A 16533-nucleotide genomic window follows, 5' to 3' on the forward strand; every position below is an offset into this window, starting at 1 on the left:
AAAGCACCGGGTATGACGCGTTCCCCGTCGGCAGTCTGGCAGTCTGCGACTCTATGTTTCTGCAGCACCGTGCGCAAAGCTCTTGTCTCCTGCCATCCGGTTCAACGGGGAAAGAATGGAACTGACATTGAAAATAGGTTTAGTAAGACATTACAAAGTCAAGCAAGATTATCCAAAAGGTGCGTTCATATGCGGCCGGGACGTGAATGCATGGTTTCAAACGTACGACCTGGCCGACATTGAGGCAGGCCGGACCGACCTGAAAGAAATTGAGTGGAGCAGATGCTATTCCAGCTCGCTTTCGCTTGCGGTAAAAACGGCGGAGCTGATCTTTCAGGGACCGATTACGCAAATGGCCGAGCTAAAGGAAATCGCGCCGCCTGCCTTGCCTGCACGGCTTAGGCTGCCGCTTTTGCTCTGGGCGATTCTGATTCGCCGAGGCTTCAACGGACCGAAGTTCAAAATTGCGAGCAACGGCGCGCTTTATTTGTTCGAGCGGCAACAGCCTGAGTCGTGAGCAAACGTTTGGGCCAGTCGAAACGTTTTGCCTATTAGAAAACCTGGCTGCACCAGGCACTGGCGACAAGCCTTCGCGGCCCCGATCCAAAAAAAGATCATCCCTCGCCTCGGCCGGGATGATCTTTTTGCTTCTATTAAATAATTGGCGGCGCTTCCTCGATCCGCTCTCGCACAAACCGGGCGATGCCGTCTATGTCGTCTACGTGAAAACAGGGCAGCTCCGCCTGCTTCTGCTCTCCCCAGCTTACCACTCCGACCAGGTTGGACACGGACCGGAGCAATTCAGCATCTTCCGGCCGCCGCAACAGCACGAGCTTGGGGTAGCCTTCCCGCTTGAAGCCTTCCACGAGGACGAGGTTCGCTCCGGCGGCCGCAAGACGCTGTACGAGTACGGCCAGCTCTTGCGGGCGCTGCTCGACGATTGCCGTCTTCGTCCGCGAGGTGATTGCCACGATCGAAGCTCCTGCCTCGCGATAGCGCCACGTGTCTTTTCCAGGCTGGTCCCATTCAAAATCGTGGCCGCCATCGTGCTTGATGACGCCAACCCGCAGCCCGGCGCCCTCCAGCAGAGGAATGAGCTTCGTCAACAGCGTCGTCTTGCCACTGTTGGAATAGCCGACGATTTGCAACACGCACGGCTGTTTGTCCAGGTCCATTCGCTATCCTTCCTTCCTCCAGGTCGGGGCCGCATGGGTTAAAACTTCGACCAGCTCGCCCGCCTGCTTGCCGCTTCCGCCCGGCGGAATGACGATGAAGCATTCGCTGTCCTTGAGCGTTCCGAGATTGCCCGCCTTTTCATTGAAATCAGGCACCGCCAAAAGTCCGCCGTCTTGTTCCAGCAGCCTGCCGCGCAAATAGCGCGGGAACGGGCACGGCTTTTGATAAGAAACGGCCAGCCTCGCCCGGATTGCGTGCGGGACGACTTCTGCCGCCCCGGAAAGGCGCCGGATCGCCGTCCGCGCGAACAGCTCAAAGCCGAGGAAACAGGCTCCGGGATTTCCCGACAGCGCCAAGTACGGCTTGCCTTCAACGAGCATGCTCGTCGTCGGACTGGCCGGGCGCATCGCTACCCGGTTGAACAAAAGTTCCACGTCCGGCTCGTCCGTCAGGAGCGCGATCACATCGAAATCGCCCACTGACACCCCTCCGCTGGACACGAGCACATCCACTTGCTGCATGTATTCGCTGATTTTTTGCTTCGCCACGGCGAGTTCATCGGGCAGGCCGGAAAAGCAAACAGGGATGCCCCCCGCCTCGGCAATGAGAGCGGTCAGCATCACCATATTGCTGTTGCGAATTTTTCCCGGGACGAGCGGCTCGTCAATGCCTAACAGCTCGCTGCCCGTCGCCAGAAGGCCGACTCGCGGCCGGCGGAAAACATCGACTTGCGCGTAGCCAAACGTAGCCAGACTGGCGATCGTGCCTGCGTTGATCCTCTCGCCAGCCTTGGCGATCACCGTTCCTTTTGCCATCTCCTCGCCGCGGCGGGAGACATTTTCCCCAGGCTGCATCGCCCGCTTGATCCAGACGGTTTCCGCGTGCTCGCCAGGGTTTTGCGTTTGCTCAAACATAATCACGGCATCGGCGCCTTCCGGCATCATCGCTCCGGTCATGATCCGCGTAGCGCAGCCTTCCGTCACGGTTCGCTCAGGCACCTGTCCCGCCGCTACGGTTTCGATCACCTTGAGGGCGAGCGGGCTCGCGATCGTAGCCCCGACCGTATCCGCCGCCCTTACGGCAAAGCCGTCCAGCGGCGAGCGGTCAAAGTGCGGCAAATCGTACGTTGCGTACAAATCGCAAGCCAAAATTCGCCCGTAAGCCTCCCCGATGTGCACCCGTTCTGTTTCCAGCGTAGGCAATGCCGCGAGCCATTTGCCCATCGCTTCCTCTACCGAGACTGTTTGTCGCGCAAAACGCATCGTCCGTTCCTCCTAATTGTGACCGCCCATCACGCCGTTTTTGTCAGCCGACGTTTACTTCCAGATCTTCTATCGGTTTTTCCTTGTATTTCAAATCTTTATTAGCAGTGAACGAATCCGCCTTTTCGATCTTCACTGCCGTATTGTATTCCGGGATACCCGCGAACGCTTCGTACACGCCTTTTGGAATCAGCACGTTTCCTTCCGGCCAGTACACCTGGATATTCCCTCTTCTCGTATCTTCAAACTTGGCGCGCCCTTGGTAGGTGCCATAGCTATTATACACGACAATCGTTTCGCCTTCCGCAATGCGCAGTTCCCGCGCGTCTTCCGGATTGATTAAAATATCGTAGCGATCCGCGTTGTTGAACGGGTCTTTGTTGCTGTAGATCATCGAGTTGAACTGCTTGCCGCGGCGGGTGGTCACGTAAAAATGCCCTTCCGGCTTGTCAAGCTGCGGAATTTCGATCGGCAGCAGATTCGCTCGGCCGTCTGGCGTCGGGCACACTCCGTCCTCGCACAGCCAGGCCCCTCCCCATTGAAACACATCTCCGCGTTTTTTCAAATGCTGGATGCCGTCGTAGTTCGGATTCGCCTGCGCGATTTCCGCACGAATTTCCTCCGCGCTGGCAAAATGCATGAGGTGCTTTTTGTCCGGATGCACGCGCGCAGCCAAATCGACGTAAATCTGCCACTCGGCCCGCGCCTCTTCAATCCGTGGTCCCTCGATCTCGGCGCTGAAGTACACCATCCGCTCCGTACTGGTCGACGTGCCGCCGCCCGGCTGCTCGTAGCGCGTCATCGCCGGCAGGACGATTACCTCTTCCTTGGCATCGACGAGGGTAGACGTGTTGAAAATGATGTCCTGATGGACGCGCAGCTCGACATTCTCCAAACATTTTTCCATGAAGTCAGGGTCAGGCATCGTCTCCAGGAAGTTGCCGCCGCTCGTGTAAAACAGCCGCGTCTTGCGCTCGTGTCCATCGGGCAGCAGGGCGTTTTCGAGCGAGATGCCGACAATATCGCCTTGCCATTTCGGGATCGGGAACTTCCACAGCTTTTCGATTCTCGTCCAGTTCTTTTCGTCAAAATCGCCGCCAGGCAAGCTGAACGGGTCCGCTCCCATCTCCCCGGAGCCTTGCACGCCGGAGTGGCCGCGAATCGGCATCACGCCGCAGTGCTTCCGGCCCAAAAAGCCGCGCAGAATCGCCAGATTGGCAACGGAGGAAATGTTGTCGGTCCCAAAGCGGTGCTGGGTCAGTCCCATGCTCCATACAAATACGCCTGATTTGGCATTGGCGAGCAAAAGCGCAAATTCTTTCAGCCGCTCCCTGCTCAAGCCAGAGGATTGCTCGATCTGATCCCACGGCAGATTGGTCACATGCCCCCGCAGCTCCTCGATGCCGTTTGCATGCTCCCGGACAAACTCGCGGTTGATCGCCGAGCCCGGATTGGCCTCCTCCATCTCGAACCAGTGCTTCATCACGCCGTTCATGAAGGCGATGTCGCCGCCGATGTTGACCTGGTAAAAATCGTCCGCGAGCTTCGTGCCGAACACAGCGCTCTCCGGCACCGACGGAATCCAGTATTTTTCCATCGCCGGCTCTTTGTAAGGGTTAATCAGGATGATCTTCGTTCCCGCTTTTTTGGCCGCGTACATGTACTTCGTGGAGACAGGCTGGTTGTTCGCCGGAACCGAGCCGAAGAAGACGAGCACATCCGTGCCGATCCAGTCCTGGTAGTTGCAGCTCGACGCCCCGATGCCAAGCGACCGCTTCAAGGCTGTCTTGCTCGGCGAGTGGCAAATGCGGGAGGCGTTGTCGATGTTGTTCGTCCCCAGAAAACGGGCCATTTTTGCCGCCGTATAGTACACTTCGTTAGTAATTCCCCGCGCAGTCAAGAAAAACGCGAGCTGCTTAGGACTGATGCCTTTGATCTTGTTCGCGATCCGGTCCAGAGCGTCGTTCCAACTGATCCGCGTGAATTTGTTTTCGCCCGGCTTGCGCGACAGCGGATAAGGAATCCTGCCCAGCTTGCGCAGCTCCACGCTCGACATCTGTTTTAGAGCGCTTACATCTTCGAGCCATTTGTCATCCATGGCAGGCATTGTATTGAGGCGCAGCACGTTCAGGCGCGTCGTGCACAAATGCGGGCCTGTGAGAGTCTGGTCGTACAGACCGGATACGCCGAGCGCGCAGCCGTCGCATACTCCCTGGGTCAAAATCCGGTAGGCGTAGCCCAGGTTGTCCCGGTTGTCATACACGACCTTCATCGTGTCAATGATGTGATGCGGCTTGATTTTGCCAAGTCCCATGGGCATCATGGAAGCCCACAAGGAAGGCTTCAGCGACGTGTCCAGTTTGACGGGTCCATTATGCTTGGTCTTGCCCATTTGTTTTTACGCTCCTCTCTGGTCAAACACGCGTGAGATTAAAAAAACCACCATGAAACCGTCCCTGATCCCTGATAGGAAGAGAGCGCGTTCACGGTGGTTGTCTCCGGCAGGTTCGCTACCTAGTCTCAACGTCGTGTTTGCTTGCGAAGTCCGCTTTGTCTAACCGGTGAACAGGAACGCTGCTTCGCTTAGACTTACGGTTCGTTTTTCCATTTTTTCTCGATGTCCTGATCGAAAACAAAGATGGACATCCCAAAATCACGTTCAATGTCAATGTCGACGAACAGGTCGACGAGTTTTGCGCCCAGAAACGCTTCCATGTCAACTGGCTGGTGTTTCCGATACATCTCCTTGACCATTTCGGTTCTGGCAGCTCGTAGTGTCTGCTTTCCATCTTCCGAAGTGGCAATGAACTTTTCCACCGGCGAAAGATTGCCCTCCATTTCGCAGATCGCCCAGTTTTTGCAAAACGTGGTGCTGATCTTGCTAGGTCCTTTCCCCATATGGCGCTTCCGGAAAGCTCTGACCAAATTACTGAACTCTGCTTCGAACTTATTCATCGACGGTACTCACCTTTATTCCAATCATTCTCTACTAAGACTTTACCATTGATTAACTAGCCAATTCAACTGACTTTTCTCTTTGTCTGGCTTCTTCCTTCAATTTTTTAATATCCAACCGGATTAAGAGGGAAATAAAGAAGGCGACAATGAACATCGCAGCGAACACGCTCATCGTTCCTGTGTAGCTTTGCGTCGTCTCGCGCACCCATGCGGCGAAGATCGGGCCTGCCAGCCCTGCCGCCGCCCATGCGGTCAAAATGTAGCCGTGAATCGCCCCGAGCTGGCGCGTGCCAAACAGGTCGCCAATGTAGGCAGGAATCGAGGCGAAGCCGCCTCCGTAGCAGGTCATGATGATGAACATCGCGATCATGAACAGCACCGGGTTGCTCATGTTCGGCAACAGGAAGAACAGCACCATCTGGATCGCGAAGAAAGCCGTGTACGTATTCGCCCGCCCGATGTAGTCAGACAGCGAAGCCCAGCCGATTCGTCCGCCGCCATTGAACAAGCCGTTCAGGCCCACCATCAGCGCAGCGGTTTGCACGGACATGCCGACCATTTCCTGCGCCATCGGCGAAGCGACGGAGATGACAGCAATTCCACAAGTCACGTTGATGAACAGCATCAGCCACAGCCAGTAAAAACGGCGCGTCTTGATCGCTTCGTTGGCGGTAAGCTGGCACAAGTCTTTTTTGATTTGCTTGTCGCCTGCTGCCCCTTCGGTCGAAAAACCTGCGGGCACCCAGCCTTTTGGCGGCGGAGACAAATATTGCGCAGATGCAAACATGACGACGAAATAAATGATACCTAAAATGTAAAAGGTGTTCGCAATGCCGACACTCTCAATCAGCGCGTTCATGATCGGGCTGGCGATCATCGAAGCGAAGCCAAAGCCCATGATCGCAAGTCCTGTCGCCAGTCCGCGGCGATCCGGGAACCACTTCACAAGCGTAGACACCGGGGTAATATACCCGACCCCAAGGCCGATTCCGCCCAGCACGCCATAACAAATGTACAAAAGCGGCAAGCTGGCAAGCTGGATGGCAAGCCCGGAGCCGACAATCCCGACGCCGAAAAAGATCGAGGCGAGCGTTCCCGCTTTTCGCGGCCCGTGCTTTTCTACGTAGTGTCCGAGAAAAGCCGCGGACAGCCCGAGAAACAAAATCGCGATGCTGAAAGTGAACTGCACATCGGGCAGTTCCCAGCCAAATTGCTGGGTGATCGGCTTGGTAAATACACTCCACGCGTACACCGATCCAATCGAGATGTGGATCCCCACCGCAGCCAGTGCAATCAGCCAACGGTTTTTCACTTGTTGCTCCATCATGTTCATCTCCTTTAAAATGGTCTTGGTTGGAATGAAGCCCAATCACTGGTGCGCCACTCCGAAAGCAAAAAGAAAAACTGCTGATTTCATCGACACCCCCCGCTTTTTCCGCACACACGGAAACAAAGGTATCAATGAAACACAGCAGTTAATCATCAGCAGGAACGCTACGTCAGCATCAACAAGCACGTGCCATCGTATTCAATTGGTGATTCACAGCGAGAGATTCGGTGACAGGTTCGCTGTTCCGTGTCTTTTCGCTCTATACGCGCAGGAAGTTACTGAAAGTAGAAAATTTTATGACACTTTCACCCTCACATAGTATACTACCATGTAAGCGCTCACTCGACAATATTTTCTCTGTCAAAATCTATTCACAACTTGTCATTTCTCCACGCATGAACATGATACGGGAGGTTCGCATGTCAAAACTGAGCAAAACAACCCGCCTGCGCGTCCTGAAAGTGACGGCTGACCAGCACCACTGGGAAGACGACGAGATCGTCACGGAGTACCCGCTCACGATTTTTCTCAATGACGAAGAGTTCGCCACCGTCGTCTGCACGCCAGCCGATCTGGACGAGATGGTGATCGGTTTTCTCGCAGCGGAGGGAGCCATCCAAAGCTTCGGGGAGATCAGGCAGATCACGATAGACGAGGCAAAAGGGCTGGCCTACGTAGACCTGCACAAAGAAACGATTTTGTCCCAGAGCTTTTACTCCAAGCGCAGAATTACGTCGTGCTGCGGCAAAAGCAGACAGTCCTTCTACTTTTTCAGCGATGCCCGCACAGCAAAGCCGGCGAGCGGCACCACCACCGTCACCTCTGCCCAATGCACCAGACTCATGGACGAGCTGCAAGCCTCCTCCGTTATCCATCAGCAGACAGGAGGCGTTCACAACGCGGCTCTGTGCACGCCTGACCAAGTTCTCTTGCAATATTCGGATATCGGACGCCACAACGCGCTGGACAAAATTTACGGGAAGTGCTTGCGGGATAATATCTCGACCGCGGACAAGATTCTCGTGTTCAGCGGACGGCTCTCGTCTGAAGTTTTGTTGAAAGCCGCCAAGATCGGCGCAGGCATCATCCTGTCCAAATCGGCTCCGACCGACCTCGCCCTGCAACTGGCAGAGGAACTGCAAATCACGGCCGTCGGCTTCATCCGCCAAAACAAAATGAATGTGTACACGCATCCGGAGCGGATCATTTTGCCCTAGCTCCGCTTCTTGCGTGAAAAACAGGACAAGCTTACGGCCGTCCTGTTTTTCTGCGTTGCTCTTCGCGGATGGCAGCCGCGTACTCTTCCGGAGTATTGGCATTGAACAGCGCCCACGGGTCGAGCCAGCCGTCCGGCACTTCCAGGACGGACAGCTTGCGAATCGTATTCATCAGCCGCAGCTCGCCCTGCTCCAACGCTTGTTCCCAGACGGGCTGCGTGCTTTTGCGGTACAAGGCGCACAGCGGATGAATCCGCCCCTGTGCCGAAGGAATGACCGCGTCCCAACCGTCTTTTCCGGCGGCATAGGCGAGCAGGCTTGCGAGCTGCGTCCGGTCCATAAACGGCAAGTCGCAGGAGAGCACGAGCAGCACGTCCTTCCTACACAGGCGAAACGCCGTCACCAGGCCGCTCACGGGTCCCGCTGACGGCACCAGATCGGCCGTCACGCTCACGCCGTCTCGTTTGACAAGCTCTGCCGGGATGCGCTCAGGCTCGTTGCACACGATCAGGCAAGGCATCCCCATCGCCAAAATTTCTGTTCCCAGCTCTGTCACCAAGGTGCCTTCGCGCCATGGAAGCTGGTCTTTCGCGACGCCCATCCGGCTGCTTTTTCCGCCAGCCAGAATGACCGCGTGTACGTTTGGCTGCATAAACATCTCCTGCCGTCTCCAAGATTTTTTCCTGCAAGGGTTGACAATAACCACTATTAGTTTATAATAATTATAAATAAGAAATCATTTTAAAAAAGGAGAGGTTACGATTATGGAAAACACTATGTTCAACGTTTTGAATAAACAAGTGGCAAACTGGACAGTTCTGTACACCAAGCTGCACAACTTTCACTGGAATGTAAAAGGCCCTCACTTCTTCACCCTGCACGCGAAGTTTGAAGAGCTGTACAACGAAGCTTCGGCGCACATCGACGCATTGGCAGAGCGCGTGTTGGCAATTGGCGGCAAACCTGTAGGCACATTGAGCGCATGTCTGAATACAGCGAGCATCACAGAAGCGGAAGGCAATGAAACCGCCGAGCAAATGGTGGAAACCGTCGCCCGCGACTTCGCGATCCTCGTCGACGAGCTGAAACTGGCAATCGAGGCTGCCGAACAAGCAGACGACGAGGCGACAGCGGACATGCTCCTGGAAATTCGCAGCGGTCTGGAAAAACACATCTGGATGCTCAACGCTTTCCTGCAATAACAGCTTGCCCGTTACCATCCCATACAAAAAGGCGATCGTGCTTGCACGTCGCCTTTTTTGCTGTGAATCAAGCGGCTACCCAGTCCAAGTCCGGGCAGGCAAGCCGTCTTTTCTGTCTACGCCAGTGAAAAAATCAGCTTCCTTCCATCTTTTCCCACTTTTACCTGAGGCAGATACTTCAATGACTTTTGTACGCCGATGTACGGGCTGGCGAACTCTACGTCATGCCGTTCCTTCAAAATCGAACAAAGATCGGCCAGGGACATCGGAGACATGCTTTCCCGCAAGATGTTCTCGATGTGATTGGCCACTTCCTGATAATTGTGACGAATGTGGGTCTTTCGTACCTTGATCCGCTTCACCATATCTGTCGGAAGCTCCTCAGTCGCCACCGCTACTTCGTCAGACAGCTCAGTTGCATCAAAGCCTGCCTCGGCATCCATTTCCCGAATCCGGTTCAGAATTTGCTTGATGTCTGCTCCCAACTGCTTGTCCTGGTCTACGTATTGCCGGCGCAGAGCCATTCGCTGCTCCAGCATGGCCTGCAGTGTCATCTGCAACGCTTTCCGTTCATTAAACATTGCGCTATGTATTCCCCTTTTCACAAAAAGTAGAATTTTATGGAATGTACCCTCAATGATAATATAACTCGTCCCCCTTGAAAACGAGGAATTTAGGCGCACAAACGCTGACGACTTTCGCGATAGCCAAAAAAACGAGCTAACTCCCTTATATGAAAATCTCCCCCAAGCATGCCTATACTTAAGGGAGTTGTCAGTGTCCTACACAAACGATTATTTCCTCAATACCTGAAATTCGAAACGATCTTCTGCAGTTCTTCGGACATCTTGGACAGAGCCAAAGCTGACGAAGCAATTTCTTCCATGGAAGCCAACTGCTCTTCCGTAGCAGCAGAAACATTTTGCGTTCCGGCTGCTATTTCTCTGGCTACTTCCCGTATGGTTGCCACCGATTGCACAATGTCTTCCATCGACCCTGCGACCCGCTGCGCACTGCCTGACACCGCTTGAATCTGAACAACAACATCGCCCACTGAGCGTTGGATGTGCGCGAAGGAAGTTTCTGCCTGGGTTGCTACTACCATACCTTCGCTTACTTCGTTTTTCACTTGAGCCATGGAAGCTACCGCTTTTTGCATCTGTTCGCGGATCATCGAAATTAAATCGCTGATTTTACTTGCCGATCCGGCTGACTGCTCCGCAAGCTTTCTTACTTCCTCTGCAACGACAGCAAATCCCCTGCCGTGTTCCCCTGCCCTTGCCGCTTCAATAGCTGCATTCAAAGCCAGCAAATTCGTTTGAGCAGCAATGTCGGTAATCACTTGAACAATTTCGCCAATTTCCTCTGAACGATCGCCCAAATCTTGGATTGCATTTGCCAGGTCATGCGTCTTGGCGTGAATGGAACCCATTTGTTCGTTTGCGGTTTGGAGCGCCTGATTTCCTTCCTCTGCCACTTGCGCTGCTTGTACGGCGGAAGCGGATACTTTCTGGGCGTTGGCCGCAATTTTTTCAATTTCTTGCGCCATTTCGTTAAGTGTCTGGGCACTCTGGTCTACGCTGGAGGCTTGTTGCTCGGAGCCCGAGGCTACTTCTTGCATGATGGAAGCGACTTGCTCGGTGGCTCTGCTTGTTTGTTCAGCGCTTGCCGTTAACTCTTCCGCAGATGCGGCAACCTGTTCTGCATTGACGCCCACTTGATGTATCAGGGTACGCAAGTTGTTTTTCATGACGGTAAAGGAACGCGCCAGTTCTCCGATCTCGTCCTTGTTCTTTACCACGATATCTTCCACAGTCAGGTCTCCCGCCGCCATTTTTTGTGCAGAAGAGGCCAACAAGACGACGGGTCTCGCAATCCAGCGCGAGACAAAATAGCCAATGCAAAGTGCCAAAACGACTGCGATCGCACTGATGATGAGTCCGGTTGTGATGACGCCGTCTACCCGAATGGAGTTTTCTTGCGAGGCTTGCGTCATTTGTGCTTGTTCCCGCTCATTGATTTCGTCAGCTACCGCCCGAATGTCCCTGGAAAGCGGAAACAACGTGGTCGTGGCGATTTCCAGAGCCCGGTCGCTGCTCACGGAGAGAATCTGGTTTTTCACTTCATCGTATTGCTTGTTCAAAGTCTCGATTTTGCCCAGCGCATCCTTGGTCTCTGGCGTTGAGGCGATTTCCATGGTGGAGGACACGAGAGCAGATAGCTCCTTGCTTGCCTCCTCCATTTTTTTCGCGGCTTCCGGATCTTGCGTCAGCAGGTAATCCCGCAAACTGCTGTTCATCTGCGTTGCCTGTACCTGAATCGCCTTGGCGTTCAGGAGCACTTTCGCCTGTACGTCTACCAGCTCCGTGTACGAGGTGTCCACTTCCTTCAGAAAGGCGAACGACAGTCCACTCACGATCACCATAAGCAGAGACACCGCTAAAAATCCGCCAATGATTTTCTTTCTGATTGTCCATTTCATGCTGTACCCTCCGATTCGCAAGGAAATACGTTCTTGTTACGAGCAGTCATACTGGTTTCGTTGGCGGCGACGAGCTTGTCGATGGCAAGCCCTTCCTGCCGATTATAAGCATACAGGCAGAGTTGGCTTTGTTGCAAGTCGGAGGAAAAAGAGAGAGCGTCAAGAAGTTCGCTTGGCCTCAGCGCTTTAGCGCTTTATGGCAACAAGCGCCAAGAAAAAACCCCAGACGAGCTGCAACAACTCGCCTGGAGTCCATCATGGTCAAACGTCATCGAAAAACGCATTTTTGTCAGCCAATTTTCGCTACCACTTTTCCTTTCCCTTTACGAGTAGCCAGTTCAGCCAATGCTGCCGGGACTTCCTCCATTGCAATGATTTTCTCAACAAGCGGATTCAGTTTGCCCTCTTGAAGAAGGAAGAGCATATGGTTTCCGATTTCTGAGAGTTTTTGCTGTTCACGTACATGACCGGACTGATGCACGCTTCCAAGTGCTACTTGGTGAAAAGACAGGGGACGTGCAAATGAAATCGCATCATTCACATCAGGAGCTCCGGCAATAAACGCAATTTGTCCGTTAAAAGCAAGAGCCTTCAAAGATTTTTCAGCATTTTCGCGTCCTACTGTATCAAGGACCAAATCTACCCCTCGTCCGTTCGTGATTTCCAAAGCTTTCTCTACAAAGTCTTCTTTTTGGTAGTCGATGGCATAATCGGCTCCCAAGCTCTTTACATACGCATGATTCATAGAAGAGGCGGTTGTTAACACCGTCAGTCCTGCGTTTTTCGCCAGTTGAATAGCAAAGCCGCCTACTCCGCCTGCTCCTGCATGAACGAGAATCGTCTCCCCTCGGGAAGCTCGCATTTTATGGAACAGGGCTTGATACGCTGTATATCCGGCACATGGAAGAGCAGCAGCTTCTTCAAAGGACACGCCTTCTGGAATGACCGATACTGTATGAGCGGTTGTCACACCATATTCAGCATATCCGCCTTTTTTCGTCAAATCACTGTGATAGACAACTCTGTCTCCCGCTTGGATATTTGTTACCTTTTCGCCTACTTCTTCAACCACGCCAGCGGAATCCAACCCCAAAACATGCGGGTATACCCAATTGGGATTTCCTCTGATCCCTGTTTGATAGTCTACAGGGTTACATGCAGTAGCTTTTATTTTGACCAGGATTTCACCTGGCTTCGGCGACGGTTTTTCTACATCCCCTACTTTCATTTCAAATACGTTTGCTTTTTCTTCGAGCAGTAATGCCTTCAATGTAAGCTCCCCCCTTTAATAAGCACCTTGTGAATACGTTAACTCATAACTGTGTGTATAAATTTCGAGTACATTCCCGAACGGGTCTTCGCAATACACCATTTTATACGGCTTTTCATTTGGATAATATTCACGAATAGGCATACGTTGCTTCCCTCCGTGAGCTACCACTTTTTCAACAAGCCCTTCAATATCAGGATCTTGTGCACAAAAATGAAAAATCCCCGTTTTCCAAAATTCAAAGTTATTTTCAGGAGTTCCATTTGCTGAAAATTCAAATATTTATACACCGACTTTATCAGATGTTGCCAAGTGAGCGATTTTCAATTTTCCCCAGCCCCTTCCAAATACATCTGTGCACATTTGTCCAATCGGGCTATCGTCTTCTCGAATTTCAGACGGTTTCATAATGGCATACCATCCTAATACCTCTGTATAAAACGCAACAGCTTTCTGTACATCCGGAACAGATAATCCAATATGGGAAAATGAACGAGGATATGTGTTCGTCATTTTTTCTCTTCTCCTTTTTACCTTTCGTTCTTTTTCAGTATAATGAAGGACATGTTGGAATGGAAAGTCGGCACTTTCATGTAACCAGGTACCCTAATCGTAACCATCGTTCATGTTTACTTGGCTATATGTGGGCAAAACCAAGAACTTTCACGTGGGGGATCAACGTTGACTACGCCAAAATACAATGTACCAGTGGAAGCAACGCTGGAAGTAATCGGAGGAAAATGGAAAGTTGTCATTTTATGCCTGTTAAAAGAAGGAGAAAAACGCTTCAGTGAACTGCAAAGAGGCATACCACTGATTACGAAAAAAATGCTTTCCCAGCAGTTAAGAGAATTAGAGGAAGACGGAATCATCAGCCGGAGAGTTTACGATGATGTTCCCCCTAAAGTAGAGTACTCGCTAACGGAAGAAGGAGAAAGTTTGCGCGAAATTTTACAGGCAATGTGCGCATGGGGAGACAGAAGAATGGGGAATCAGCCGGATTGCAGGTAAACTGGTGCCGAATGCCAAGGATACTTTGTCAAACTGTATCGTTTCCCTCAATCCTTCTGTTTCACGTTGATAAAGATTAATACGACGAAGAATTTCAAGTCTTGGGAGTCCATACGACTTCTCATTGATGAATAAAAAGGGTTATTGTAGCCCAACCTCAGAGCAAAAAGAAACCCCAGACGAGTAGGTGAATTCGCTTGGGGTTCAATGCCCTAGTTCAACTTCTAAATAGTTTTAGCTTCCCATTTTTTAATACTGATTTGCTCCATGTTGTAAACGTCCATTAAATCTTGGCACAAAAGTTTGAGTTCATCTTTTTCTTTGTCTTTTTTTACATACATTAACTCTGCTTCAAAATAACTGTCTGAACCTAAGTAATTTACTAATTTGAAAGGTTTTATTTCCTTACCATTGTCTGTATGATATGACCAATTGTTTAATATAGTCCTTGTTCCGAGTGGACTCCTTTCAAACTCCTTTAAATCACCTTCCACAGACACCTTAATTTTTACCACTGTACCTTTTTTCACTTCAAAGTTGGGTACAGAGTACACATCGTTGATATTATCCCAGCTAATGCCCATAGACAAGTTCGTCTCCCTTCTAAAAACCTGGCGATAGTCTTCTACCAGCTGGAGTTGACTTTAATAAGGCTCGTGCCACAGCTATGGCTGCCCCAACAGTACTTAAATTTCTTCTCACACCGCCATCACCTTGAGCGTACATTTGATAGCGCGCAACCCCTGCTTCTGGGAAAGTTATCTCCATTTTTACATTATCAAAAACTGGAATGTTGGTCATGGTTTTTAACTTTTCGCCCTCTTTTAGGTTACCAAGCTTCTTATATAATTCTAGTTGCGCTTTAGGGTCTTGTCCATTTAGAGGCTTAACCTCCCAAACTTTATTTCCTAAAACAATGTCAGCCTCATAGTATTTATTCTTGAGTCCAAACCATTCTGTTTCTCCTGTGGCTAATTTTTTCTCGAGTTCGGCATTCTGCCCGTACTTCTGATAAAGTTGTTTTGCTACATTAATCTGTGCAATCTCATGGAAAGGAGTATATAACTCTCTAAAATTTGGTTCACCAGGATCAGGTGTATCAGTAAAATCCGGTGCCAAAAATGACAATGCACTTGATCCAAATACCTCAATAGCCCCTTAGGAAACTTGGACACATGGAGTGTAATTTAGTACACTATATGTGAACAGGGGGAAGGCAACAATGAAACGAAAACAATACTCCAATGAGTTTAAAATGCAAGTGGTAAAAGAAGCTCTGGAAAGTGGAAATCGAGCTGCCGTTGCCAGAAGATACGAACTCCACTACAATGTCGTCCAACGTTGGATGAAAGATGCAGATGCAGGAAAGTTCGAGGATTTCAATATGGCTGTGGTCGATGATGCAGGTTCCAAGGCTTTGGTTAAAGAAAACGATCAACTCAAGCGTTTACTGGGTGAAAAGGATTTAGAGATTGCCATCTTGCGTGACCTCATAAAAAAGAAAAACCCTCACTTACTGAAAAGCTTGAAGTAGCCGAACATTATATTCAACAGGGATACGAAGCAGCCTTAGTGCTTCGTCTTATAGGGATTCCGAGATCGACCTACTACTATCATAAGCAACAAAAGACTCAACCACATCTAGAAAAAACAGTACGTGAGGGACGAGAAATACCGGGCTACTCATTCAAACAAGATGGAACCAAGGTTTCCGATGAACAAATCAAGGAGTGGCTGATGGAGAGCATCACTGGAGACGGGTATGCCTACGGTTATCGCAAACTAACCGTTCTCCTGCGCCGCGAGCATGATTTAATTATCAACAAGAAGAAAGTCTATCGACTCTGTACAGAGCTAGATATTCTTCGTCCACAACGCCAGAAACGAACGCATTACCCTAGAAAGCTTGCTAGAAACCGTAACATTACGAATTCGAATCAGCTTTTTGAGACAGATATCAAGTATGGTTACATTGTAGGAGAAGACCGCTTTTTCTTTATTCAGACCGTCTTAGATGTCTATGATCGAGTGGCAGTTGCCTATCATATCGGATTAACTTGTGAAGGAAAAGATGTGGCAAGAACTCTACAACAGGCTCTATGGAAACGCCAATTATTTGAAGATGACCCAAAACCTGTGATCCGATCAGACAATGGACCACAGTTTATTTCCCATGCCTTCCAAGAGGCTTGTGAATCATTCAAGGTTGAACATGAGAGAATTCCGCCCAGGACTCCGAATATGAATGCACATATTGAGTCCTTTCACCGACTATTGGAGGACGATTGCTTATCTCGACACGAATTTGAAACGTACAAGGAAGCGTATGAGGTGGTAACCGAGTATATGAAGTTTTACAACGAGAGAAGAATTCACTCTAGCATTCGTGATTTAGCACCTGCCGAGTTTTATAGACAAAACCAAGTAAGTCCTATCCCCATTAAAGCCGTTCGTGTGTAATAATCTAGAGTCACATGGATTCATACCGGAAAGTTCGTTAGGCTTTACATGGAGAGGCGGGCATGATAGGCTGGGTAGCCTTACGAAACCCTTAGGCATCGGACTTGAGTAAGAAATTATGCCCGTAGAGGCTCCATGTCAAGCCGTTACCGTCAATAGTATTCC

General features: G+C 50.9%; 17 protein-coding genes and 1 pseudogene. 6 read left to right on the plus strand and 12 right to left on the minus strand.

The genetic code is table 11. The features are described from left to right. Nucleotides 1-202 precede the first annotated feature (202 nt). Nucleotides 203-517 (plus strand): hypothetical protein, encoded by a 315-nt coding sequence (locus M655_RS21910; protein WP_286085887.1) that lies wholly within the window; start codon nucleotides 203-205, stop codon nucleotides 515-517. 136 nt (nucleotides 518-653) lie between these two features. Here the strand turns inward: M655_RS21910 and mobB are convergent, their stop codons facing one another. The 5 genes from mobB to M655_RS21935 form a co-directional block, all read right to left on the minus strand. Then, nucleotides 654-1169 (minus strand): molybdopterin-guanine dinucleotide biosynthesis protein B, encoded by a 516-nt coding sequence (mobB, locus tag M655_RS21915; protein ID WP_026557964.1) that lies wholly within the window; start codon nucleotides 1167-1169, stop codon nucleotides 654-656. Between the two features lie 9 nt (nucleotides 1170-1178). Further along, nucleotides 1179-2438, minus strand: coding sequence for a molybdopterin molybdotransferase MoeA (locus tag M655_RS21920; RefSeq protein ID WP_026557965.1), 1260 nt, complete (start codon nucleotides 2436-2438; stop codon nucleotides 1179-1181). Nucleotides 2439-2481: 43 nt separating this feature from the next. Continuing rightward, nucleotides 2482-4830, minus strand: coding sequence for an FdhF/YdeP family oxidoreductase (locus tag M655_RS21925; protein ID WP_007781638.1), 2349 nt, complete (start codon nucleotides 4828-4830; stop codon nucleotides 2482-2484). 197 nt (nucleotides 4831-5027) lie between these two features. After that, entirely contained in the window at nucleotides 5028-5393 is a 366-nt protein-coding gene (locus M655_RS21930; RefSeq protein WP_007781634.1) for a Na-translocating system protein MpsC family protein, read from the minus strand. A 52-nt stretch (nucleotides 5394-5445) separates the two neighbouring features. Then, nucleotides 5446-6720 carry an L-lactate MFS transporter gene (locus M655_RS21935; protein WP_007781632.1) on the minus strand — a complete coding sequence of 425 codons (1275 nt, stop codon included), beginning with the start codon at nucleotides 6718-6720 and terminating at the stop codon, nucleotides 5446-5448. A gap of 425 nt (nucleotides 6721-7145) precedes the next feature. Here M655_RS21935 and fdhD point away from each other — a divergent pair, with 425 nt between their 5' ends. Then, nucleotides 7146-7943 (plus strand): formate dehydrogenase accessory sulfurtransferase FdhD, encoded by a 798-nt coding sequence (gene fdhD / locus M655_RS21940; RefSeq protein ID WP_007781627.1) that lies wholly within the window; start codon nucleotides 7146-7148, stop codon nucleotides 7941-7943. A gap of 31 nt (nucleotides 7944-7974) precedes the next feature. Here the strand turns inward: fdhD and mobA are convergent, their stop codons facing one another. Continuing rightward, a complete protein-coding gene (gene mobA, locus M655_RS21945; RefSeq protein ID WP_007781625.1) occupies nucleotides 7975-8595 on the minus strand; it encodes a molybdenum cofactor guanylyltransferase in 621 nt (206 codons plus the stop codon). A gap of 112 nt (nucleotides 8596-8707) precedes the next feature. On the opposite strand from mobA, the gene M655_RS21950 reads away from it, so the two are divergent. Further along, complete coding sequence (locus M655_RS21950) at nucleotides 8708-9145, plus strand: Dps family protein (RefSeq protein WP_007781621.1); 438 nt, start codon at nucleotides 8708-8710, stop codon at nucleotides 9143-9145. 116 nt (nucleotides 9146-9261) lie between these two features. Here the strand turns inward: M655_RS21950 and M655_RS21955 are convergent, their stop codons facing one another. From M655_RS21955 to M655_RS21970, 4 genes and pseudogenes are all read right to left on the minus strand, one after another. After that, complete coding sequence (locus M655_RS21955) at nucleotides 9262-9726, minus strand: hypothetical protein (RefSeq protein WP_007781617.1); 465 nt, start codon at nucleotides 9724-9726, stop codon at nucleotides 9262-9264. A 221-nt stretch (nucleotides 9727-9947) separates the two neighbouring features. Further along, nucleotides 9948-11627 carry a methyl-accepting chemotaxis protein gene (locus M655_RS21960; protein WP_007781614.1) on the minus strand — a complete coding sequence of 560 codons (1680 nt, stop codon included), beginning with the start codon at nucleotides 11625-11627 and terminating at the stop codon, nucleotides 9948-9950. A gap of 289 nt (nucleotides 11628-11916) precedes the next feature. After that, nucleotides 11917-12897 (minus strand): zinc-binding dehydrogenase, encoded by a 981-nt coding sequence (locus tag M655_RS21965; protein WP_007781612.1) that lies wholly within the window; start codon nucleotides 12895-12897, stop codon nucleotides 11917-11919. 15 nt (nucleotides 12898-12912) lie between these two features. Then, nucleotides 12913-13410: pseudogene (locus M655_RS21970) on the minus strand (lactoylglutathione lyase family protein). 168 nt (nucleotides 13411-13578) lie between these two features. On the opposite strand from M655_RS21970, the gene M655_RS21975 reads away from it, so the two are divergent. Continuing rightward, a complete protein-coding gene (locus M655_RS21975) occupies nucleotides 13579-13908 on the plus strand; it encodes a winged helix-turn-helix transcriptional regulator (protein WP_007781603.1) in 330 nt (109 codons plus the stop codon). 224 nt (nucleotides 13909-14132) lie between these two features. On the opposite strand, the gene M655_RS21980 is transcribed toward M655_RS21975, so the two are convergent. Both M655_RS21980 and M655_RS21985 read right to left on the minus strand, forming a co-directional pair. Then, on the minus strand, nucleotides 14133-14498 hold the full coding sequence (locus M655_RS21980; RefSeq protein ID WP_129552242.1) for a hypothetical protein: 366 nt from the start codon (nucleotides 14496-14498) through the stop codon (nucleotides 14133-14135). Between the two features lie 13 nt (nucleotides 14499-14511). Then, a complete protein-coding gene (locus tag M655_RS21985) occupies nucleotides 14512-15036 on the minus strand; it encodes a hypothetical protein (protein WP_026557966.1) in 525 nt (174 codons plus the stop codon). Nucleotides 15037-15130: 94 nt separating this feature from the next. On the opposite strand from M655_RS21985, the gene M655_RS21990 reads away from it, so the two are divergent. Both M655_RS21990 and M655_RS21995 read left to right on the plus strand, forming a co-directional pair. After that, nucleotides 15131-15442 carry a transposase gene (locus M655_RS21990; protein ID WP_007786541.1) on the plus strand — a complete coding sequence of 104 codons (312 nt, stop codon included), beginning with the start codon at nucleotides 15131-15133 and terminating at the stop codon, nucleotides 15440-15442. Between the two features lie 38 nt (nucleotides 15443-15480). After that, the gene (locus tag M655_RS21995; protein ID WP_005837485.1) at nucleotides 15481-16368 is read left to right on the plus strand and encodes an IS3 family transposase; all 888 of its coding nucleotides are present in this window, start codon (nucleotides 15481-15483) and stop codon (nucleotides 16366-16368) included. The last annotated feature ends 165 nt before the right edge of the window (nucleotides 16369-16533 follow it).

This window comes from Brevibacillus sp. NSP2.1 (assembly GCF_000470975.2).
GTDB classification, from domain to species: domain Bacteria; phylum Bacillota; class Bacilli; order Brevibacillales; family Brevibacillaceae; genus Brevibacillus; species Brevibacillus agri.